This window comes from Variovorax sp. GW823-FHT04F07 (assembly GCF_058795995.1).
This window is the reverse complement of the sequence record NZ_JBXAIG010000010.1, coordinates 122719-142302: the sequence shown is the minus strand read 5'-3', so window position 1 is coordinate 142302 and position 19584 is coordinate 122719. Positions and strand designations below refer to the sequence as shown.

At 70.8% G+C, this 19584-nt stretch carries 16 protein-coding genes; 6 read left to right on the top strand and 10 right to left on the bottom strand.

Annotated features, from left to right (window positions below; translation table 11 throughout):
• The first annotated feature begins 293 nt into the window (after positions 1-293).
• Both AC1RAA_RS30115 and AC1RAA_RS30110 read left to right on the top strand, forming a co-directional pair.
• Positions 294-2201 (top strand): ATP-binding cassette domain-containing protein, encoded by a 1908-nt coding sequence (locus AC1RAA_RS30115; RefSeq protein WP_492732678.1) that lies wholly within the window; start codon positions 294-296, stop codon positions 2199-2201.
• A 106-nt stretch (positions 2202-2307) separates the two neighbouring features.
• On the top strand, positions 2308-4038 hold the full coding sequence (locus tag AC1RAA_RS30110; protein ID WP_492732676.1) for a phospholipase D family protein: 1731 nt from the start codon (positions 2308-2310) through the stop codon (positions 4036-4038).
• A 24-nt stretch (positions 4039-4062) separates the two neighbouring features.
• Here AC1RAA_RS30110 and AC1RAA_RS30105 read toward each other — a convergent pair whose 3' ends face one another.
• The 4 genes from AC1RAA_RS30105 to AC1RAA_RS30090 all read right to left on the bottom strand — a co-directional run bounded on the left by AC1RAA_RS30105 (position 4063) and on the right by AC1RAA_RS30090 (position 9087).
• Positions 4063-4989 (bottom strand): copper chaperone PCu(A)C domain-containing protein, encoded by a 927-nt coding sequence (locus AC1RAA_RS30105; protein WP_492732674.1) that lies wholly within the window; start codon positions 4987-4989, stop codon positions 4063-4065.
• A 32-nt stretch (positions 4990-5021) separates the two neighbouring features.
• Positions 5022-7361, bottom strand: coding sequence for a TonB-dependent receptor (locus tag AC1RAA_RS30100; RefSeq protein WP_492732672.1), 2340 nt, complete (start codon positions 7359-7361; stop codon positions 5022-5024).
• A gap of 86 nt (positions 7362-7447) precedes the next feature.
• Positions 7448-7819, bottom strand: coding sequence for a DUF2946 family protein (locus AC1RAA_RS30095; protein ID WP_070063852.1), 372 nt, complete (start codon positions 7817-7819; stop codon positions 7448-7450).
• Between the two features lie 11 nt (positions 7820-7830).
• Positions 7831-9087 carry a TraB/GumN family protein gene (locus AC1RAA_RS30090; RefSeq protein ID WP_492732670.1) on the bottom strand — a complete coding sequence of 419 codons (1257 nt, stop codon included), beginning with the start codon at positions 9085-9087 and terminating at the stop codon, positions 7831-7833.
• A 65-nt stretch (positions 9088-9152) separates the two neighbouring features.
• Between AC1RAA_RS30090 and AC1RAA_RS30085 the strand changes: the two genes are divergently transcribed.
• Positions 9153-9566 (top strand): VOC family protein, encoded by a 414-nt coding sequence (locus AC1RAA_RS30085; protein WP_095950063.1) that lies wholly within the window; start codon positions 9153-9155, stop codon positions 9564-9566.
• An 86-nt stretch (positions 9567-9652) separates the two neighbouring features.
• Positions 9653-10768, top strand: a complete 1116-nt coding sequence (locus AC1RAA_RS30080) for a toxin-antitoxin system YwqK family antitoxin (protein ID WP_492732668.1) — start codon at positions 9653-9655, stop codon at positions 10766-10768.
• Positions 10769-10789: 21 nt separating this feature from the next.
• Here the strand turns inward: AC1RAA_RS30080 and AC1RAA_RS30075 are convergent, their stop codons facing one another.
• The 3 genes from AC1RAA_RS30075 to AC1RAA_RS30065 are packed head-to-tail and all read right to left on the bottom strand — an operon-like array spanning position 10790 to position 13762.
• Complete coding sequence (locus AC1RAA_RS30075) at positions 10790-11764, bottom strand: Bug family tripartite tricarboxylate transporter substrate binding protein (RefSeq protein ID WP_492732666.1); 975 nt, start codon at positions 11762-11764, stop codon at positions 10790-10792.
• Between the two features lie 4 nt (positions 11765-11768).
• Positions 11769-12005: a hypothetical protein gene (locus AC1RAA_RS30070; RefSeq protein WP_095746954.1), complete on the bottom strand. Its 237-nt coding sequence runs from the start codon at positions 12003-12005 to the stop codon at positions 11769-11771.
• Complete coding sequence (locus tag AC1RAA_RS30065) at positions 12002-13762, bottom strand: FAD-dependent monooxygenase (RefSeq protein WP_492732665.1); 1761 nt, start codon at positions 13760-13762, stop codon at positions 12002-12004. Before AC1RAA_RS30065 ends, AC1RAA_RS30070 begins: the two co-directional genes overlap by 4 nt.
• 84 nt (positions 13763-13846) lie before the next feature.
• Here AC1RAA_RS30065 and AC1RAA_RS30060 point away from each other — a divergent pair, with 84 nt between their 5' ends.
• Complete coding sequence (locus AC1RAA_RS30060; protein ID WP_159279687.1) at positions 13847-14644, top strand: helix-turn-helix transcriptional regulator; 798 nt, start codon at positions 13847-13849, stop codon at positions 14642-14644.
• Here the strand turns inward: AC1RAA_RS30060 and AC1RAA_RS30055 are convergent.
• The 3 genes from AC1RAA_RS30055 to AC1RAA_RS30045 all read right to left on the bottom strand — a co-directional run bounded on the left by AC1RAA_RS30055 (position 14631) and on the right by AC1RAA_RS30045 (position 18233).
• Complete coding sequence (locus AC1RAA_RS30055; RefSeq protein WP_492732664.1) at positions 14631-15758, bottom strand: zinc-dependent alcohol dehydrogenase family protein; 1128 nt, start codon at positions 15756-15758, stop codon at positions 14631-14633. The genes AC1RAA_RS30060 and AC1RAA_RS30055 overlap by 14 nt on opposite strands.
• 27 nt (positions 15759-15785) lie before the next feature.
• Positions 15786-17012 (bottom strand): ABC transporter substrate-binding protein, encoded by a 1227-nt coding sequence (locus AC1RAA_RS30050; protein ID WP_492732685.1) that lies wholly within the window; start codon positions 17010-17012, stop codon positions 15786-15788.
• A 126-nt stretch (positions 17013-17138) separates the two neighbouring features.
• On the bottom strand, positions 17139-18233 hold the full coding sequence (locus AC1RAA_RS30045; protein ID WP_492732662.1) for a fumarylacetoacetate hydrolase family protein: 1095 nt from the start codon (positions 18231-18233) through the stop codon (positions 17139-17141).
• 118 nt (positions 18234-18351) lie between these two features.
• Between AC1RAA_RS30045 and AC1RAA_RS30040 the strand changes: the two genes are divergently transcribed.
• Entirely contained in the window at positions 18352-19524 is a 1173-nt protein-coding gene (locus AC1RAA_RS30040) for a DUF3108 domain-containing protein (RefSeq protein WP_492732661.1), read from the top strand.
• Positions 19525-19584: the final 60 nt, after the last annotated feature.

Sequence of the window (19584 nt, the reverse complement as noted above, 5' to 3'; positions counted from 1 at the left end):
CTTTCTTCACCACCCACAACCAACGCTCCTGAGAGCACCAGTCGCTTCAAACACCAAAGATATTCAGCAGCGAAGCCCACGAGTATATGACAGATTTCGGCTCGTGCAAGCCAAGCTGAAAGAAACTTGAAGAAGACCTTTGCCGCCCCACTCGCCGCCCGCTTCACGCCTCTTCCCTGACTGCCGACGTCTCTCCCAGGGGACTCCAGCCCCTTCTATATAGAGAGCCACAAAGAAGCCTTCTTCCCCAGCCGCCAAGCGCCGTCACCCGCCCCTCCGATAATCCGTGCCACATGGCACTCATCACACTCCTCGACGCGCAGCTCGCGTTCGGTCACGTCCCGCTGCTGGATCATGCGGACTTCTCTCTTCTCGAATCGGAACGCATCGGCCTGATCGGCCGCAACGGCGCCGGCAAGTCGTCGATGCTCAAGATACTGGGCGGGCTGGAAAAGCCCGACGACGGCACGCTGCAGCTTCAGCAGAACCTGCGCGTGGCCTACGTGGCGCAGGAACCCGCGCTGGACATGGATGCGGACGTCTTCACCGCCGCCAGCCAGGGCCTGGGCGAAGTCATCGCCATCCGTGACCTGTATCTCTCTGGCGCGGATGGGCTTGATCTGGACGCCCTGCAGTCCAAGATCGAAGCCTACGACGCCTGGAACTGGGAGCAGCGCGTCGAAGAGACGCTGCACCGCCTCCACCTCGACCCCACCGCGCGCGTCGGCTCCCTCTCGGGCGGCACGCGCAAGCGGGTCGCCCTGGCCCAGGCCCTGGTGGCCGCGCCGGACGTGCTCTTACTAGATGAGCCGACCAACCACCTGGACCTCGACTCCATCGAGTGGCTGGAACAGCTGCTGATCGACTTCAAGGGCAGCGTCGTCACCATCACCCACGACCGCAGCTTCCTGAACCGCGTCGCCACCCGCATCGTGGAGCTCGACCGGGGCAAGCTGGGTTCCTACCCGGGCAACTTCGAGCAGTACCTCGTCCAGAAGGAAGAGCAGCTCGCCCAGGAAGCGATCATCAGCGCCAAGGCCGACAAGCTGCTGGCGCAGGAAGAGATCTGGATCCGCAAGGGCGTCGAAGCCCGCCGCACGCGCAGCCAGAGCCGCATCACGCGGCTGCAGGAATTGCGCGCCAGCCGCGCCGCGCGCCGCGAGGTGCAGGGCAGCGTCAACATGGACGTGGCCTCGGGCCAGTCCAGCGGCAAGATCGTGGCCGAACTCACCGAGGCCTCCAAGTCCTTCGGCGAGAAAACCGTGATCCGCGGTTTCAGCGGCACCATCCTGCGCGGCGACAAGATCGGCCTGCTGGGCCCGAACGGCGCCGGCAAGACGACGCTGCTCAAGCTGATCCTCGGCGAACTCGAGCCCGACAGCGGCAAGATCCGCCGCGGCACCAACCAGCAGGTGGCGTACTTCGACCAGATGCGCGACAAGCTCGACCTCGACGCCACGCTGGAAGACTTCATCAGCCCCGGCAGCGAGTGGATCGAAATCGGCAGCCAGAAGAAACACGTCAAGAGCTACCTGTCGGACTTCCTGTTCTCCCCCGCGCGCGCCAACTCCCCCGTGCGCTCGCTCAGCGGCGGCGAACGCAACCGCCTGCTGCTGGCCCGCCTGTTCGCGCGCCCGGCCAACGTGCTGGTGCTCGACGAGCCGACCAACGACCTGGACATCGACACGCTCGAGCTGCTCGAAGGCCTGCTGCAGGACTACGACGGCACCGTGTTCCTCGTGAGCCACGACCGCACCTTCCTCGACAACGTGGTGACCAGCACGATCGCCTTCGAGGGCGACGGCCGCTGGCGCGAGTACGAGGGCAGCGTGGAAGACTGGCTCATCCAGTCCAAGCGCGCACGCGAGATCGCCGAGCAGCGCCTCGCGTCGGCACCACCGCCGCCTCCAGCCGCCGCACCGGCCCCGGCGCCCGCGGCTGCACCCGCCGCAGCCCCCACCGGCGGTCCCCGCAAGAAGCTCTCTTACAAGGAGCAGCGCGAACTCGAAGCCCTGCCCGCGCAGATCGAAGCCCTCGAAGCCGAGCAGAAGCGCATCAGCGAGATGCTCGAACTCGACGGCGGCGCCATCTATGCAAGCGACGCCTCGCGCGCGGTCGAGCTGAGCGAGCGCCACGCCAAGATCGACGACGAGCTGCTCGCCGCGCTGGAGCGCCAGGAAGAACTCGGCGCCGGGCGCTGAGCGCCGCTTTCCTGCGCCGGTTGGCCGTCCGTCCCACCCACGACGGACGCCAACTCGGCTATACATGCGGCACCGCCTTCCCAAGCCCCCGGAAAGACCCCGCCGCATGCATTCTTCTTTCTTCCACGCGTTGGCCCGCCGCAGCGTCGCGCTGCTGGCGATCCTGGTGCTCGGCGCCTGCGCGCAGCTGCCGAAGGAGGTGGACCGCCCCGTCTCGACCGCGCTCGCCTCGCCCGACGGCACGGCGCTGGCGACCTTGCTGCGGGAGCGCCGCAACGCCGACAAGGCGCGCTTCGACTCCGGCTTCCTGCTGCTGGGCGGCCCGCAGGCCGCCTACGGCAGCCGGCTCGCGCTGATCGAGAACGCGCAGAAGACGCTGGACCTGCAGTACTACGCCATCCACGCCGACGCCAGCACCGGCCGGCTGGTGCGCGGGCTGCGCGCGGCGGCCGAACGCGGCGTGCGGGTGCGCATCCTGCTGGACGACTTCCACACCATCGGCCGCGACGCGCTGGTGCTCGGCCTGGCTTTCATCCCGAACATCGAGATGCGCCTGTTCAATCCGCTCGCGGGTTCGCGCGGCACCGGCTTCAACCGCATGCTCAACGCCATCGGCGAAGTCTCGCGCATCCAGCAGCGCATGCACAACAAGCTGTTCCTGGCCGACAACGTGATGGGCGTGACGGGCGGGCGCAACCTGGGCGACGCCTACTTCGGCAATGCCACCACCGGCAACTTCGTCGACGTCGACGTGCTGGCGGCCGGCCCGATCGTGCAGGACCTCTCGCGCAGCTTCGACAGCTACTGGAACAACGAGCGCGCCTACCCCGTGCAGTCGCTGGTCTCGCGCGAGGAGTTCCAGCGCATCCGCGACCGCGCGCGCCGCATCGACCAGGAACTCAGCGACGAAGCGGCCGAGGCGCGCAACCAGCCCAAGCCCCCGGACGGCGAACCGCGCCCCGGCGCCGGCCCCACGCCCGAGCAGCGGGCCCGCGCCTGGGACGAGAAGCCGCTGGACCTGCGCAGCGCCGCCTTCGTCTGGGCCCCGGCCCTGATGCTGGCCGACGCGCCCGGCAAGATCCCGGCCGACAGCGGCCCCGGCGCGGTGCGCAACCCCGACCTCGTGGTCAGTCGGCCCGAGCTGCCCTCGCGCAGCGCCACCGCGCTGGCCGACCTGGCCTCCAGCGGCGACACGGTGGTCGAAGGCCTGCTGCACCTGATCGGCCAGGCGCGCACCGACCTGCTGATCATCTCGCCCTATTTCGTGCCCGGCCCCGACATGCAGCAGGCCTTTGCCGCGGCGCGCGCGCGGGGCGTGCGCATCCGGGTGCTGACGAATTCACTGGCCTCGAACGACGCGCCCATCGCCCACGTCGGCTATGCGCGCCACCGCAAGGCGCTGCTCGCTGCGGGTGTGGAGTTGTACGAGCTGCGCAGCGAACAGGCCGACTTCGGCAATGTGTTCGGCTCCTCGGGCGGCAGCGGCGCGGGCAGCGTCAGCGGCGAATCGCGTGCGATGCTGCACTCCAAGGTGCTGGTGATGGACGGCCGGCTGCTGGTGGTCGGCTCGATGAATCTCGACCTGCGCTCGCAGCTGCAGAACACCGAGATCGCGCTGCTGATCCGCAGCGGCGAACTTTCGCGCATGGCGGCCGAGCAGATCGAGCGCGGCATGCGCGAGCGCGCCTGGCATGTCGAACTCGCGCAGGGCACGCTGGTGTGGCATGCGCCCGAAGGCAGCGGCCTGCAGGACACGGACACCGAGCCCGACGCGAGCGCCACGCTGCGCTTCCTGCTGCGACTGTTCGGGCCGCTGGCGCCGGACCAGTTGCTCTGACGGTCCGGCCAGACCCCGAGCGGGTCAGTGCTTGTGCTGGTGCGCACCGCCCGCCGCGGGCGCGGCAGCAGCGGCGCCTTCGGGCGCACCGACCGGCAGCTTCAGCTCCAGCGTCGTCTTCGCGCCCTTGGCGTCCTCGAACTTCAGGGTCATGGGCACGGTCGCGCCCTTGGTCATGGCGCCCTTCAGGTCCATCAGCATCACGTGGTAGCCGCCGGGCTTGAGCTCGACGGTCTTGCCGGCCGGCAGCTCGAGGCCGCCCGCGAGTTCGCGCATGCGCATGGTGTCGCCTTCCATCTTCATCTCGTGCACCTCGGCCACGCCGGCGGCGGGCGTCGAGATGCCGACCAGCTTCGTGCCCGTGGGCGCGGTGAGTTTCATGAAGGCACCGGTGCCGCTCTGGCCCGGCACCGACTGGCGCACCCAGGCGTCGCGCACGTCGACCGTGGCCACGCCCTGCGCCATCACGTCGAGCTTGGCCGCGGGCTTCTTCAGGCCGGCCGTGGTGCTGCCCGACGCGGGCACTTCGGCCCAGTCGACGCTGCCGACGTCGCAGTCCTGGCGCACCTTGAACCACAGCGGGCCCGGCGCGGCTGACACCTTGCCGCGCAGCACGAACTCGCCGCGCTCGCTGCCGGGCAGCGCATTCTGCGGCGTCTCTGCCGTCCAGCGCACCTCGCCTTCAGTGCTGCCGGCCTTGGGCGCGTCGAGCTTCCAGCCCTTGCGCGCCTGGGCGTCGGTGAGCACGAAGCCCTTGGGCAGGCGCACCGCGAGGCCGGTCGTGGCCTTGGCGCCTTCGCAGGCGTGACCGACGCGGAAGGCGGCGTTGTACTCGCTGCCGACGGTCGCGCCGCCCGGGGGCAGGCTCACGTGGGCGCCGGCGGCGCCGGCACCGGCCAGCAGGGCGCAGGCGGCGAGGATGTGGAACGTAGGGGTCGAAAGCTTCGTCATGGCGAGTGTCCTTGAATAGGAAAAAGTGAGGGTCAGAGGTCGAACTTCAGTTCGGCCACGAAGGTGCGTTGCGGGTACGGGTGGAAGGCCCAGTAGGTGCGGTTGTTCAGGTTGTCGATGCCGACGGCGGCGCTCCACTGGCGGTCGATGCGGTAGCGGATGCGCGCATCGACCACGAAGAACTTCGAGAAGCCCATGAAGGCCATGCCGTTCGGGTCGCTGTTGTCGAGCGTGCCGTACTGCCGGCCGCTGTAGCGCGCGCCGACGGTGTAGCTCCACTTGGCGTCGGGCCGGTAGGTGGCGAGCAGCGAGGCGCGCACCTTGGGCACGCGCGGCTGGTCGCGCCCCACGCTGGCCGGGAAGCCGCGGTTGGCGGTGATCTTCGAATCGGTCAGCGTGAGGCTGCCGCCCAGGTCCAGCCCCTGGATGCCCGCGTCGACCGTGTTGATCGCCACCTCCAGCCCGCGCGTGCGGATGGCGTCGACGTTCTGCACGGTGCTCACGAGGTTGGTGAGCGCCTGGGTGTAGAGCGCGTCCTTCGTGTGCTCGAAGAACAGAGTCGTGCGCAGCACGCCGTCGACGCCCCAGCGCTTGAGGTCGCGCTCGGCGCTCAGCTCGGCGGTCCACGAGCGCTCGGGGCGCAGCTCGGGGTTGGTGTTGACGATGCGGTTGCCCTCGATCGAGCCCTGGTAGAGCTCGCTCACGGTGGGCATGCGCACGGCGCGGCCGACCGAGGCCTTGAAGTGCCAGTCGGGCGTGGCCTGCCAGGCGAGCGCGGCCTTGGGCGAGACGAAGCTGTTCTTGCGCGGCGCGAAGTCGAGCAGCCGCGCCGCGTTGCCGAGCTGACCGCCGTACGCCTCCCAGCGCTCGTGGCGCAGGCCCAGCGTGGTCTTCCAGTCCTTCGCGAAACGCCAGGTGTCCTGCACGTAGAGCGAGCGCAGTCGCGTGTTGCCGTTGAAGGCGGAGAACGGCGACACGGCCGGCCCGCCGATCCAGTCGCGCGTGTTGCCGATGGCGCTGCGCAGCCGCGCGGTGTCTTGCTGGACACCGAAGTCGACCACGTGCGCGCCCACGCCCTCGGCCGAGCCGGTGGGCCGCCAGGTGCCCGCGGCCTTGAAGGTGTGCCAGCCGGTGCCGCCCATGTCAGTGGTGCGGCCCGGGCCACCGTAGAAGGCGCCCGGCAGCGCCGTGGTCGGCGTGCGGGAGGTGTCCTTCGCGTAGTCGAACAGGCTCGCCGCCACCTCCCAGTCGAACACGCCGCCCGTGTGGCTCTTCACCGAGAGGCCGTGCATGTAGTGCGTGAGCGCCGTCTCGGTCGGCGCGAAGGCCGCCGCCGGTGCGTCGAGGTTGTAGGTGCGTCCGCCGAGGTTCACGCGCCCGCCGTACACCGGCTGGCCGAGCGCATCGCGCAGGTAGGTGTCGGTGCTGCCGTGCGTGGTGTTGTGCCAGGCGCCCAGCGTGTAGGTGGCGCGCACCGTGGGCGAGAAGTCGTAGGCCAGCTTGAGCTTGGCCTGCTCCTGGGTCGTGTCGTAGGCGGTGATGCCGCCCAGCAGCCACCACGGCTGGTTCGACGGGTTCAGCCCGAGCACCGCGCCGGTGACGGGCGTGCCCGCGCTGCCCACCGTGCCGGCGCTCACGAGCCGGTTGGCGAACGACAGCGACTGCCCCTTGCTGTGGGTGCGCGAGGCGCCGAGCCACCACGACCAGTCGCCGCTGCGGCTGCCCAGCGACAGGTCCAGCTGCTGGCCGCCCGGCGACGAATGGCTGTTGTACAGGTCGAAGTTCGAAGTGAAGCCGCTGAGCTTGACGTGCGCCTCGAGCTGCGTGGGCATGCGCGTCACGTAGTCGACCACGGCGCCCACCGAGTTGCCCGGGTAGGCGGCCGAGAACGGACCGTAGAGCACGTCGACACGCTCGATCTCGTCGGGCGACACCATGCCCCAGCGCGGCGCGAAGGTGGCGCCGTTGCCCAGCGGGTTCGACAGCATGATGCCGTCGGCGTAGACCATCGCGCGGGCGCTGTTGCCCGTGCCCGAGGCGCGCGTGGCGAGCACCGCGTGGTTGAAGTCGCCGATGTAGCGCTTGCGCACCAGCAGGCTCGGCAGGTACTTGAGCGCGTCTTCGGCGTCGGTCGCGTTGACCGTCTCGGCGATCTGCTCGGCGGTCACGCCTTCGATGGTGGTGGGGATCTGCGTCGGCAGCGAGGTCGGCCGGCCACCGCTGATGGTGACGGTACCCAGCGTGCGGCCCGGGGCGGCCGCGGCGCCGGCCTCCGGCGGATCAACGTCCGGCGGCGTTTGCTGCTGCGCCCACACCGGCGCGCTGAAAGGAAATGCCATGGCGATCGCCAGGGCGCGGGAGTGCTGCTTCATGGGGAACCGGCTCCACGAACTTCATGCCAAAGGGACTGCCTGCGCGCACCCGGGGTGCACCGACAGACAGCGCTGTTGCTGATCGCTCAGGCGGAACGCGGGGGCCCACGGGCCGGCAGCGGCGCGGCCGTGGCCGCGGCATGGCGCGCGGCGGGAATGGGTTGAAGCACGCGCCCCAGCGGCAGGGGCGCATCGAACGCGGCCGCCACGGGCGGCGGGGGCGGCGCGCCGGTCAGCACGCACAGCGGGCAGTCCATGTGCGTGGCGCCCATGTCCTGTACGCCATCTTCGGTGTGCACCACCACCTTGATGGTGCCGGCGCCGGAACACACCAGTTCCATCGCCTGCGGATGCACCACCGGCGACGCCACCGCCACGCCCAGCGACAGCACGAACCACAGCAGCACCCAGCGGCCGAGGCGGCCGATCAGGCGGGGGTGGGGGCGCAACGTGTGCATGGCGGTCGCGATTATCGGCGCACTTTGCTGTTGGTGGCCTTGGGGGCGGCACGGGGTGCGGCCTTGCCTTTGGGCGCGGCAGCGGCCTTGGACGCCGGCTTGGCCCCGCCCTTCGCGGCGGCCTTCGGGCCCGTGCCCTTGGCCGCCTTCTGTCCCTTGACGTTCTTGCCACCGCGCACCGCCTTGCGGGCCGGCGGCTCGGGCGCGGCGAGCGCCGGCATCGGCAGCGCCTGCTGCGCCTGCGCCTCGGTGAGCACCGGCGTCACGCGAAAGCCGCGCGCCGCCATCAGCGTGGGCAGGCCCTGCGCGCCGACCATGTGCAGCGCGCCGACCGCGGCGAACGCGCTGCGCCCGCCCGCGTGCAGGCGCTCGATGCCGTCGGCCAGCCCGGGGTTGCGGTCGTCAAGCAGGCGCTTCATGAGGCGCTGCTCGGCCGGCGTGTTCAGGCACTCGCACCACTCGGCGTAGCGCGCCAGCCGGGCCGCGTCGCTGCGCGCCCAGACATCGGCCAGCGTCTTGAGCTGGCCGCGCAGCCGGCCCGATTCGAGCTCGTCGAGCATGGCGTCGATCTGCTCGGCCTCCTCGGCTTCGGAGCCGCCGGTGAGCCAGCGCAGCTGGTCGGCCGCGTTCTCGAGCGCGACGATCGGCTTGTTGCTGTTGCGGGCCGAGACGGCCAGCGTCTCGTCGACGCCGAACTCCGCATACAGCCCGTCGGCGCGCGCCGCCAGCGCGGTCAGCGCCGTCACCTGCAGGATGGGCGGCAGCCGGGCGGTCGAACCCGGCGGCACGCAGGCCTCGGCGTTCTGGCGCTCGAGCCGGCGGGCGCGTTCGCCGCTGAGCACGCGCGCCACCGCGGCCGGGTCGGCCGGCTGGCTCAGGGCGCGCACCGTGGCGTCGTCGCGCGAGTCGAGCTCCAGCGCGAGCGTGTCGCTCTGCGCCATCGCCTTCTGCACGGTGGGGCCGGGGCGCACCCATTCGCCGCGCCCCAGATGCAGGGTGCCGTAGAGCCACGAGGTGCGGCCGTCGCGCTCGATGCGCCACAGCAGGCCGCGGTCGATGCCGTTGCGCAGGCCGATGCCGGGCTTCTCCAGGCTGGCGATGGCCGAGGGCGGGCAGGCAGCGGCATGTGCGGCCACCGCGATGAAACAACCACCGACAGCCGCGAAGGCCTGGCGGGTCAGACGTGCAAGAAGGCGCTGGGGCGCCGGCCGGTCGGTGCCGCGCGACAGCAGGCGCAGCGGTGCGACAAGGGCTCGGAGTATCCGCAAGGCGAGCTCCATGATTGAAAGAAAGTCCGGCATTCTCACAGCACCGCTGCCCATAATCCAAAACCATGCAAAGCATCTTTCACCTTGCCTTCCACGTGCGCGACCTGGACGGCGCCCGCCGCTTCTACGGCGACGTGCTGGGCTGCGCCGAAGGCCGCAGCACCGACACCTGGGTCGACTTCGACTTCTTCGGCCACCAGATCTCGCTGCACCGGGGCGAACCCTTCGCCACCACCCGCACCGGCCGCGTCGGCGACGCGATGGTGCCCATGCCGCACTTCGGCATCGTGCTCGCGCTGCCCGACTGGCAGGCGCTGGCCGGGCGCCTCGAGGCCGCCGGCACCGACTTCGTTCTGAAGCCGCAGGTGCGCTTCGAAGGCCAGCCGGGCGAGCAGTGGACGATGTTCTTCTGCGACCCCTTCGGCAACCCGATCGAGGCCAAGGGCTTCCGCTCGCTCGACACGCTCTACGACAAGTGACCCTGCGCCCGCCCGCTTCCGATCTTCGGGCGCCCCGGGCGGCCGCGTCCCTCCTCGGCCCGGCCGCGATCGCATTGGCCGCGCTGTTGGGTACCCCGACGGTCCATGCGCAGCAGGAGTGCGAGCTCAACGGCCAGCGCGTGAGCCCGGCCGACGGCAACAGCACCGCCGGCAAAACCGGCCTGATGCGCTGCAAGGACCGTGGCACTGGCGAGCTCCAGCGCGAGCAGCAGGTGCAGAACGGCGTCTTCATGGGCCTGGTGCGCTTCTATGAAAAGGGCAAGCTCGCGCGCGAGCACACCATCAACGCCAAGGGCAACATGCACGGCCGCGCGCGCGAGTTCGCGCCGGGCGGCCAGGTGCTGCGCGACGCCACGTACGACGACGGCCAGGAGCGCGGCCTGGTGCGCAGCTTCTACCCGGGCGGCCAGCTGCGGCGCGCCACCTTCTACCCCGACCGCGGCACCGAGCGCGCCATGGTCGAGTTCACCGAGCGCGGCCAGATGTCGATGCTGCGCTGCGCCGAGGCACCCGTGCTGGCGCCGGTGGCCGACGATGCCAGGCTGTGCGGCTTCACGGGCGGGCCCTCGAACGTCGACCTGTTCGACGCGCGCGGCACCCTGCGCTCGCGGCTGTCGTACCAGGCCGGCAAGCGCGTGCGCACGCAGGAGTTCTACGACAACGGCAAGCCGTCGGTGGTCGACGAGACCAGCGGCAACCGGCGCGTGGAGCGCAGTTTTTCCTCAGAGGGCGTGAAGCGGCGCGAAACCGTGTGGCTGCTGGTCGGGCGCTCGTCGATCCGCCAGCGCGAGCAGGAGTTTTCCGACCGCGGCTCGCTGGTGCGCGACCAGCGCTGGAACGCCGCGGGCGAGCCCCTGAGCGACGACAGCTACCACCTCAACGGCCAGCCGCGCAGCAAGGCCGTCTACAGCGGCGCCGGCAGCGAGCGCACGGTCGACGTGACCGAGTTCTACGACAGCGGCCAGCGCGCCGCGCAGGGCCGCTACCTCGCGCCGGGTCGCGGCCGGCAGGTGCCCGTGGGCACGCACCAGCGCTTCAATGAAAAAGGCGAGCTGCTGGCCGAGTCGAGCTTCGACGACAAGGGCCGCGTGACGCGCGAACGCAGCTGGGACGAGAACGGCGAGCTGCAGCGCGACGACGAAGTCTTCGAAGACGGCTCGCGAAAAGCGTTCGCCCGCTAGGACGAATGCCCCCCGGCGGCATCAGTCCAGCTTGATGCCGGCCTGCTTGATGATCGGGCCCCAGCGCTTCGACTCCGCGCGCGACAGCGCCGCGAACTGCGCCGGCGTGCCGGGCATCGCTTCCATGCCGAAGTCGTCAAAGCGCTTTTGCACGGCCGGCGTGCTGAAGGCCTTGTTCAGGTCGCTGTTGAGCTTGTTCACCACGGCGGCCGGCAGGCCGGCCGGGCCCAGGATGCCCTGGAACGCGAACACCTCGGTGTTGGGCACGCCCACTTCGGCCAGCGTCGGCACCTCGGGCAGGCGCTTGCTGCGCGCGCCCGAGCCGATGGCCAGCACGCGCACCTTGTTGCCCTGCATGATCGGCAGGCCCGAGGCCAGGTCCAGGAACATGCACGGCACCTGGCCGCCCATCACGTCGGCCATGGCCGGCGCCGCGCCGCGGTACGGGATGTGGGTGATGAAGGTGCCGGTGCGCGCCTTGAACATTTCCATCGCCAGGTGATGCGGCGAGCCGTTGCCGGGCGACGCGTAGTTGACCTTGCCGGGGTTGGCCTTCACGTAGGCCAGGAACTCCTTGAAGGTCTTGGCCGGGAAGTCCGGGTGCACGACCAGCGCGAGCGGGAACTTGCCGATGGCGCCGATGTAGGTGAAGTCTTTCTCGGGGTTGAACGGCAGCTTGCTGAACAGGTGCTCGTTGAAGGCCAGCACGGCGTTGTCGGCCGAGAGCACCGTGTAGCCGTCGGGCTTGCTCTTGGCGACCAGGTCGGCGCCGATGTTGGTCGACGCGCCGGGGCGGTTGTCGACCACGATCTGCTGGCCCAGCGTCTGGCGCATGGCCTCGGCCAGCACGCGCGCGATCACGTCGGTGCCGCCGCCCGCGGGGTACGGCACGACCCACTTGATGAGCTGCGCGGGGTAGTCCTGTGCGTGGGTGAAGGGGGCTGCGGCCACGGCGGCGCCGGAGGCGAGTGTGGCGAGAAGGGTGCGGCGATCCATGAGATCAATCTCCTGTTTTTTGTTCGGAAGCGGACAGCGATGGTACGGGCAGCGCGCGCAACGCGTCGGCCAGCGCGGCGCGGCAGCGCGCCTCGTCGCCGACCTGCTCGAACAGCAGCAGCGCGAGCCGCGCGAGGAACAGCGACTCGCGTTCGGCGCCGGCCTCGGTGATGGCGCGCGCGCACTCGGCGTACAGGCGGTCGCGGGCGTCGGGGTGGAGCGAGGGGGCGGAGGTCGTCATGCGGGAATGTCCAGTGAAGGGGCGACGGCCGCGCGGGCCAGCGCGGCGGGCAGCGCACCGGCCGGCAGCCGGTGCCAGCGCGCGGCCACGTGGCCGTCGGGGCGCAGCAGGTAGACGGCGCCATCGCCGGCGCCGAGCGCGGCGAAGACGGCGGGGGACGCTTGCGCATCGGCGCGGTCGTTGCTCCCCAGGCTGCCGATGGTGCGCACCTCGAAAGGCAAGGCGCCTTGCCGGGCCTGCGCGATGTCGGCGTCGGGCAGCTGTGCCATGTCAGATTGCAGCACCAGCAGCGTGAACACCGGGCCGATCCAGTCGGTCAGATGGCCCTGCGCGAGCGGCTGCTCGGGCATCGCCTCGCCCGGCAGCGGACCGGCCGGCAGCGTGTCGCCCGCGCTCGACAACGCCGAACCGCCGTAGCGCACGGCCTGCGTCTGGCGCGGGTTGATGAGCTGCGCGATGCCGCGATGCGCCTCGGACAGCGACAGCGCCGCTTCGCGCAGCAGGTCGAAGCCGCGCGAGGGCGGCGACATGAACTCGGTGCTGCGCATCGCGCTCTCGGCGTTGATGTGGAAGGCCGCGATGCGCTCCTGCGAGTACGAATCCAGCAGCGCCGGGCCCGACAGGCCCTGGGCCACGAAGGCCAGTTTCCAGGCCAGGTTGTCGGCGTCGTCGAAACCCGAGTTGAGCCCGCGCACGCCGAAGATCGGCATCGCATGCGCTGCGTTGCCCGCGAACACGACGCGGTCGTGGCGATAGCTTTCGAGCGTCATCGCACCGGCGCGATACACCGAGGTCCACACCGTCTTCCACGGCAGGTGGCCTTCGCCGATGGCGTCGAGGTGGCGCTGCACGAACTCGGCCACGGCCGCGGGCTGCAGCGCGTCTTCGGTGCTCTGGCCGGCGCGCAGCTGGTAGTCGATGCGCCAGATGTCGTCGGGCTGGCGGTGCATCAGCACGGTCGAGCCGGGGTTCCACGGCGGGTCGAACCAGGCGCGGCGCTCGGTCGGGTGGTCGCTGTGCAGCTCGATGTCGATGATCACGTAGCGGCCTTCGTAGCCCGTGCCTTCCAGCGCCAGCCCGAGCGACTTGCGCACGAAGCTCTGGCCGCCGTCACAGGCCGCGAGCCACTGGCCGCGCAGGCGGTAGGCGCCTTCGGCGTTGCGCACGTCGAGCGTCACGCCCTCGCCGTCCTCGTCCTGCGCAAGCGCGGTGAGCTCGGTGCCCCAGCGGATGTCGATGAGCCCCGGCGTCGCGGCGTTGCGGCGCTCGATCTCGTCCAGCAGGTACTGCTCGATGTAGTACTGCTCCAGGTTGATCATCGGCGGCAGCTTCTGCTGCGCGGCCTGCGGCATCTCGAAGCGGAACACCTCGGCCGTCTTGTAGAAGCTGCGCCCCACGCTCCACGGCAGGCCCTTGCCCATGAAGGCCGGCAGCGCGCCCAGGCGCTCGACGATCTCCAGGCTGCGGCGCGAGATGCAGGCCGCGCGGCTGCCCACGCAGACCGTGTCGTCGGCCTCGAGCACCACGCAGCGCACGCCGTGGTTGGCGAGCCCCAGCGCGAGCGCCATGCCCACCGGGCCGCCGCCCGCGATCACGACGGGGTGGCGGCCGGGCTCCATGCCGTCGGCGCCGAGCGACGGCAACCGGGGCGCGAAGCGCGTGTAGTGGAAGGCGCCGACCGAGGGCGGCAGCGCGGTCGCGCAGGCTGGCGGCGGCACGGGGCCGGTGGCGGCGTCGGCGGTACGGGTGGTGGTCATGGAACGGGATTGTCCCGATGCACCGCCCGCGCCAATGTCATAACTTCGTAGGAGGTATTTACCCTAGTTCTCCTTCGAAACCCCATGAAACGCTGGCGCCTCCACCCCGCCGCCGACGCGCAACTGTCGGCGGCCGTCGTCGGCGACGTGCTGGCGGGCATCGGCACGCCGCACCTGGCGGCGAGTTGCCTGGCGGCGATGCACCGCGTGATGCCCGTCACCTTCTGCACCGTGTTCGGCGTCGACGCCACCGGCCGCATCGAGACCGTGTCGGCCGCCAGCAGCTACGGCCACACGGCCGAGCGCACCGCCGAGCGCTACGTGGCGCAGCGCTTCGACCGACTCGACCCCCACATGGCCTGGCTGGCCGCGCGCAAGCTGCCGAAACGCGCCCAGCTGTGGATGGGCCACCAGCACGGCGACGAAGTGGCCGACCCCGCCTACCGCGCCGCCTGCTACGGCGACGTGGGCATCCGCGAGCGCAGCTCGGTGCTGTTGCTGCGCCCGAGCGGCCAGCGCGTGGCCGTGAGCTTCTACCGCAGCCTGGCGCAGCCCGAGTTCGGCGAGACCGACTTCGGCGTCATCGCCGCCCACGCCACCCTGCTGGCCGACGCCGCCAGCGCCCACAGCCGCAGCGCGGCGGCCGTGCACGAGGCGGCCGCGCCCACCCTCGCCTCGCGGCTGTTGACGCTGAGCCTGCGCGAACGCGAGGTGATCGGCCACCTGATGGCGGGTCGCACGGCGAAGGAGACGGCGCGCGTGCTGGGCGTGGAGCTGAGCACGGTGCGCACGCATCAGTACCGGGCGTTCCGGCGGTTGGGGATTCGGACGCAGAAGGAGTTGTTGCGGGGCGCGATGCCTGCGGCCGTCACGGCATCGTGACGATCTGCCGGATGGCCTCGCCGCGCTGCAGGCGGTCGAAGCCCTCGTTGATCTCCTCGAGCTTCAGGCGCCCGGTGAGCAGCCGGTCCACGGGCAGCTTGCCCTGGCGGTACAGCGCGATGAAGCGCCCCAGGTCGCGCCGCGGCACGCAGCTGCCGAGGTAGCTGCCCTTGAGCGTGCGTTCCTCGGCCACGAGGTGCCAGACCGGCGTGTTCAGCGTCTGGATGGCGGCGGGCAGGCCCACGGTCACGGTGGTGCCGCCGCGGCGCGTGACCTTGTAGGCGAACTCCAGCGCCTTGGCCGAACCCACCATCTCGAGCGCATGGTCGACTCCGCCCTCGGTCATGTCGCGCAGCCGCTTGGCCGCGTCGGGGTCGCTGGCGTTCACGATGTCGGTGGCGCCCAGTGCGAGGGCGAAGTCGAGCTTGTCCTGCGCCAGGTCGACCGCGATCACGCGCGCGGCGCCCGCCGCCAGCGCGCCCATGAGCGCGGCCAGCCCCACGCCGCCGAGCCCCACCACGGCCACGGTCTGGCCCGGCCGCACCTGCGAGGTGTTGACCACGGCACCGACGCCCGTCACCACGGCGCAGCCGAACATGGCGGCGATCTCCAGCGGCAGCTCGCGGTCGATCTTGTGCAGCGAACGGCGCGACACCGTCGCGTACTCGGCAAAGGCCGACACGCCCACGAAGTGGTCCATCGGCTCACCGCGGTACGACAGCCGCCGCGCGCCGCCCAGCAGCGTGCCCGCCACGTTGGCCGCACCGCCCGGCTCGCACAGCGCGGGCCGGCCCTCGGCGCACGGCGCGCAATGGCCGCAGCTCGGCACGAACACCAGGATCACGTGGTCGCCCTGCGCCAGGTCGGTCACGCCCTCGCCCAGCGCCTCGACCACGCCGGCCGCCTCGTGGCCCAGCACGATCGGCGTGCGGCGCGGCCGGTCGCCGTTGAGGATCGACAGGTCCGAGTGGCACAACCCCGCGGCCGCGATGCGCACCAGCACCTCGCCGGGACCGGGCGGCGCCAGCTCGACCTCCTCGATCTCGAGCGGTCGGCTCTGGGCATAGGGCGCCGGGGCGCCGAGGCGCTGCAGGACGGCGGCACGGACTTTCATGGGATCTCCTTGGGTTCGGTCAGGCGATCAGGACTTCGCTGCGGCAACCAGCGGGCACTTGCTCTTGGACAAGGGCTGGAAGGCCTTGTCGCCGGGGAGCGTGGACAGCACCGTGTAGTAGTCCCACGGGTACTTCGACTCGGCGGGCTTCTTCACGCTCACCAGGTACATGTCGTGCACCATGCGGCCGTCGGCGCGGATCGTGCCGCCCTGCGCGAAGAAGTCGTTCACCGGCATCGCCTTCATCTTCGCGGCCACGGTGGCGCCGTCGTCGGTGCCCGCGGCCTGCACCGCCTTCAGGTAGTGCGTGACCGCCGAGTAGGCGCCGGCCTGGATCATCGAAGGCATCTTCTTCATGCGCTCGAAGTAGCGCCGCGCCCAGGCCCGCGACTCGGGCGTGCGGTCCCAGTAGAAGCCGGTGGCGAAGGTCATGCCCTGCGCCTGCGCCAGGCCCAGCGCATGCACGTCGTTGATGAACATCAGCATCGGCACCACGCGCTGCTTCGGCGACACGCCGAACTGCCGCGCCGCCTTGACGGCATTGACCGTGTCGCTGGTGGCGTTGGCCAGCGCGATGGTGTCGGCCCCCGAGGCCTGCGCCTGCAGCACGTACGACGAGAAGTCGCTCGCGTTGAGCGGGTGGAACACGCTGCCGATCACCTTGCCCTGCAGCTCGCCGACGAACTCGGTCATGTTGGCGGCCATGGCCTTGCCGAAGGCGTAGTCCACGCCGAGCAGGAACCAGGTCTTGCCGCCCTGGCGGCTCACGCCCTGCGCGGCGCCGTTGGCCAGTGCGTAGGTGTCGTAGGTGTAGTGGACCGAGGTCGGCGCGCAGGCTTCGTTGGTGAGCGCCACCGAGGCGCCGCCGGTGTTGATCGACAGCTTCTGCCGCTCGCGCGCCAGGTTGACCACCGACAGCGCGACGGCCGAGTTGTTCATGTCGAAGATGGCGTCGACGCCGTCGCGGTCGTACCAGGTGCGCGCCAGCGAGGCGCCGATGTCGGCCTTGTTCTGGTGGTCGCCCGAGACCAGTTCGATGGGCCGCCCGAGCACCTTCCCGCCGAAGTCCTCGATGGCCATGCGCGCGGCCTCGACCGAGCCGCGCCCCGCGGTGTCGGCATACAGGCCCGACATGTCCGACAGCACGCCCACGCGCACCTTGTCGTCGCTGAGCTTCTGGGCGGCGGCCTGCCCGGCCAGCGCCATGCCCATCACCCCCCATGCGCACAGCGCGCGCCCCGCCAGCTTCGGCATGCCCATGGACCTGTCTCCTTGCAGTGAACGGATCGCTGCATCCTAGGCAGCGCCCGCCGCGCAGGGTTGGGCTTTGCGGAACGGGGGCTTCCGGCCAGCCGAACGGGGAGAAACCCCGACAGGGTCTCAGTCGCCGGCGGCGGGTGCCGGCGCGGTGCCGGTGTCGGTTCCGGCCTGCGGCTTGGTGAGCGACACCGGCGCCTCCACCGGCCGCCCCGCCGTCGACACGATCTCCTGGTCGATCGCGCCGAACAGCGAGCGCCCGTCCAGCCCCTTCATCTCGATGCGGATGGTGTCACCGAACTTCATGAAGTCGGTGGCGGGCGCGCCGTCCTGGATGGTCTCGATGCAGCGCTTCTCGGCGATGCACGAGTAGCCCTTGGGCCATTCCATGCGGCCGTTCTTCTCGACGCCCTTGTTGCTCACGGTGCCGCTGCCGACGATGCTGCCGGCCCGCACGTTGCGGGTCTTGGCGATGTGGGCGATGAGCTGGCCGAAGTGGAAGGTCATCTCGGGGCCGGCGTCGCACAGGCCGACCTTGCGGCCGTTCCAGCTGCTTTGCAGCGCCAGGTGCACGCGCCCGTCCTGCCAGGCCTCGCCGAGCTCGTCCAGCGTGACGGCCACGGGGCTGAAGGCGGTGGCGGGCTTGCTCTGGAAGAAGCCGAAGCCCTTGGCCAGCTCGGCCGGAATGAGGTTGCGCAGGCTCACGTCGTTGGCCAGCATCACGAGGCGGATGCCGTCCAGCGCCTGCTCGGGCGTGGACCCCATCTTCACGTCGCCGGTGATGACGGCGATCTCGGCCTCGAAGTCGATGCCCATGGCTTCGCTGGGCACGATCACGTCGTCGACCGGGCCCAGGAAGTCGTCGCTGCCGCCCTGGTACATGAGCGGGTCGGTGTAGAAGCTCTCGGGCACCTCGGCGTTGCGCGCCTGGCGCACCAACTCGACGTGGTTCAGGTAGGCCGAGCCGTCGGCCCACTGGTAGGCGCGCGGCAGCGGCGCCATGCACTGGGCGGGGTCGAAGGGAAAGGCGTGGCGCGCGCGGCCGTGGTTGAGGGCGTCGTACAGGTCCTGCAGCTGCGGGCTCATGAAGCCCCAGTCGTCCAGCACCTGCTGCAAGCGGCTCGCGATGCCGGTGGCGTAGTGGGCGAGCGTGAGGTCGCGCGAGACGACGACCAACTGGCCGTCGCGCGAGCCGTCCTTCAGGGTGGCGAGTTTCATGGTGCGGGCGTGAGCAAGAAAAAGGGCGCGGCGCCGCGCCCACTAAACTGGTTGAACGGGCGGCAGTGTACCGAGTGGACTTCGTGAACCTCGGCGCCGCAACCCACTCCACACACCCATGTCGACGCACGTCGCGCCCCCACCGCTGTCCCTGGGCCTGCCCGGGCGCCCGTCCTGGCGCGCGCTCGCGGCGCTGACGCTGGCGGTGGCGCTGGCGCACCTGCTGCTGCTCGGACTGGCACCGATGGCCATCGGGCCGGAACCCTCGCCGCTGGCCAGCAAGTTCATCACGCGCACGATCGTGATCGCGCCGCCTGCGGCGCAAGCCCCCGCGGCACCGGCCGCCGCGCCGGTCGCGGCCAAGCCGTCGCCACCGGCCAAGCCCCGGCGTCCGCACGAGGCGTCGGTGCCCCGCCCCAAGCCGGCCCCGGCCCCCGTGCCGGACGCGCCGGCCCAGACGCCGCCCCCCGAAACGCCCGACCAGACCGCGCAAGCCGCTACAGATTCAGGAGCAACCGCCCCCGAGACACCGGCCAGCGCCCCGGCCGCCGCCACCGGCAACACGCCCGGTGGCACGCAGGGCGGCACGACCACGGCCGGCAGCGGCGCCTCGGGCACCATCGCCGGCACCCAGGCGCTGCGGATTCCGGGCTCGGTCACGCTCGATTTCGAGGCCACGGGCCAGAAAGGCGCCTCGCCGCAGCGCGGCGTGTTCGGCGAACTGGTCTGGCTGCAGGACGGCACCCGCTACGACGGGCGGCTCACGCTCAAGGCGGTGTTCTTCACCCTGCTGAACTGGCACAGCACCGGCAAGATCGGCCCCTCGGGCCTGGAACCCGAGCGTTATTCCGAGAGCCGCAAGGCCGAGGTGGCCTCGCATTTCGCGCGCGACCAGGGGCAGATCATCTTCAGCAACAACGCGCCGTCGGTGCCCCTGCAGCCCGGCGCGCAGGACCGCATGAGCGTGATGATGCAGCTGGGCGGCCTGCTGGCGGCCAGCCCGGGGCGGTACCCGGCCGGCACCCGGATCTCGGTGCAGACGGTGGGCGTGCGCGACGGCGATGTGTGGGTCTTCGAGGTCGGCGACGAGGAGCAGCTGAGCCTGCCGGCCGGCGACTTCACGACGCGCAAGCTCATCCGCACGCCGCGCAAGGATTTCGACCGGAAACTGGAACTCTGGCTGGCGCCGCGCTACGGCTACCTGCCCGTGCGCATCCGCCAGACCGAGGCAAACGGCGACTTTGCTGACGCCCAATTGCGCAAACCCCTACCCGAAGCGCCCGCCAATTGAGGCAAAAAGACTCACATATCAACGGCGCGACGACAACTGTTCTTGAAACTGGCGCGTTGA

Bases quoted from the DNA above. Each gene is read 5' to 3' on its own strand.
- AC1RAA_RS30115 (WP_492732678.1), top strand. From the start codon at position 294: ATGGCACTCATCACACTCCTCGACGCGCAGCTCGCGTTCGGTCACGTC.
- AC1RAA_RS30110 (WP_492732676.1), top strand. From the start codon at position 2,308: ATGCATTCTTCTTTCTTCCACGCGTTGGCCCGCCGCAGCGTCGCGCTG.
- AC1RAA_RS30105 (WP_492732674.1), bottom strand. From the start codon at position 4,989: ATGACGAAGCTTTCGACCCCTACGTTCCACATCCTCGCCGCCTGCGCC.
- AC1RAA_RS30100 (WP_492732672.1), bottom strand. From the start codon at position 7,361: ATGAAGCAGCACTCCCGCGCCCTGGCGATCGCCATGGCATTTCCTTTC.
- AC1RAA_RS30095 (WP_070063852.1), bottom strand. From the start codon at position 7,819: ATGCACACGTTGCGCCCCCACCCCCGCCTGATCGGCCGCCTCGGCCGC.
- AC1RAA_RS30085 (WP_095950063.1), top strand. From the start codon at position 9,153: ATGCAAAGCATCTTTCACCTTGCCTTCCACGTGCGCGACCTGGACGGC.
- AC1RAA_RS30075 (WP_492732666.1), bottom strand. From the start codon at position 11,764: ATGGATCGCCGCACCCTTCTCGCCACACTCGCCTCCGGCGCCGCCGTG.
- AC1RAA_RS30070 (WP_095746954.1), bottom strand. From the start codon at position 12,005: ATGACGACCTCCGCCCCCTCGCTCCACCCCGACGCCCGCGACCGCCTG.
- AC1RAA_RS30065 (WP_492732665.1), bottom strand. From the start codon at position 13,762: ATGACCACCACCCGTACCGCCGACGCCGCCACCGGCCCCGTGCCGCCG.
- AC1RAA_RS30060 (WP_159279687.1), top strand. From the start codon at position 13,847: ATGAAACGCTGGCGCCTCCACCCCGCCGCCGACGCGCAACTGTCGGCG.
- AC1RAA_RS30055 (WP_492732664.1), bottom strand. From the start codon at position 15,758: ATGAAAGTCCGTGCCGCCGTCCTGCAGCGCCTCGGCGCCCCGGCGCCC.
- AC1RAA_RS30050 (WP_492732685.1), bottom strand. From the start codon at position 17,012: ATGCCGAAGCTGGCGGGGCGCGCGCTGTGCGCATGGGGGGTGATGGGC.
- AC1RAA_RS30045 (WP_492732662.1), bottom strand. From the start codon at position 18,233: ATGAAACTCGCCACCCTGAAGGACGGCTCGCGCGACGGCCAGTTGGTC.
- AC1RAA_RS30040 (WP_492732661.1), top strand. From the start codon at position 18,352: ATGTCGACGCACGTCGCGCCCCCACCGCTGTCCCTGGGCCTGCCCGGG.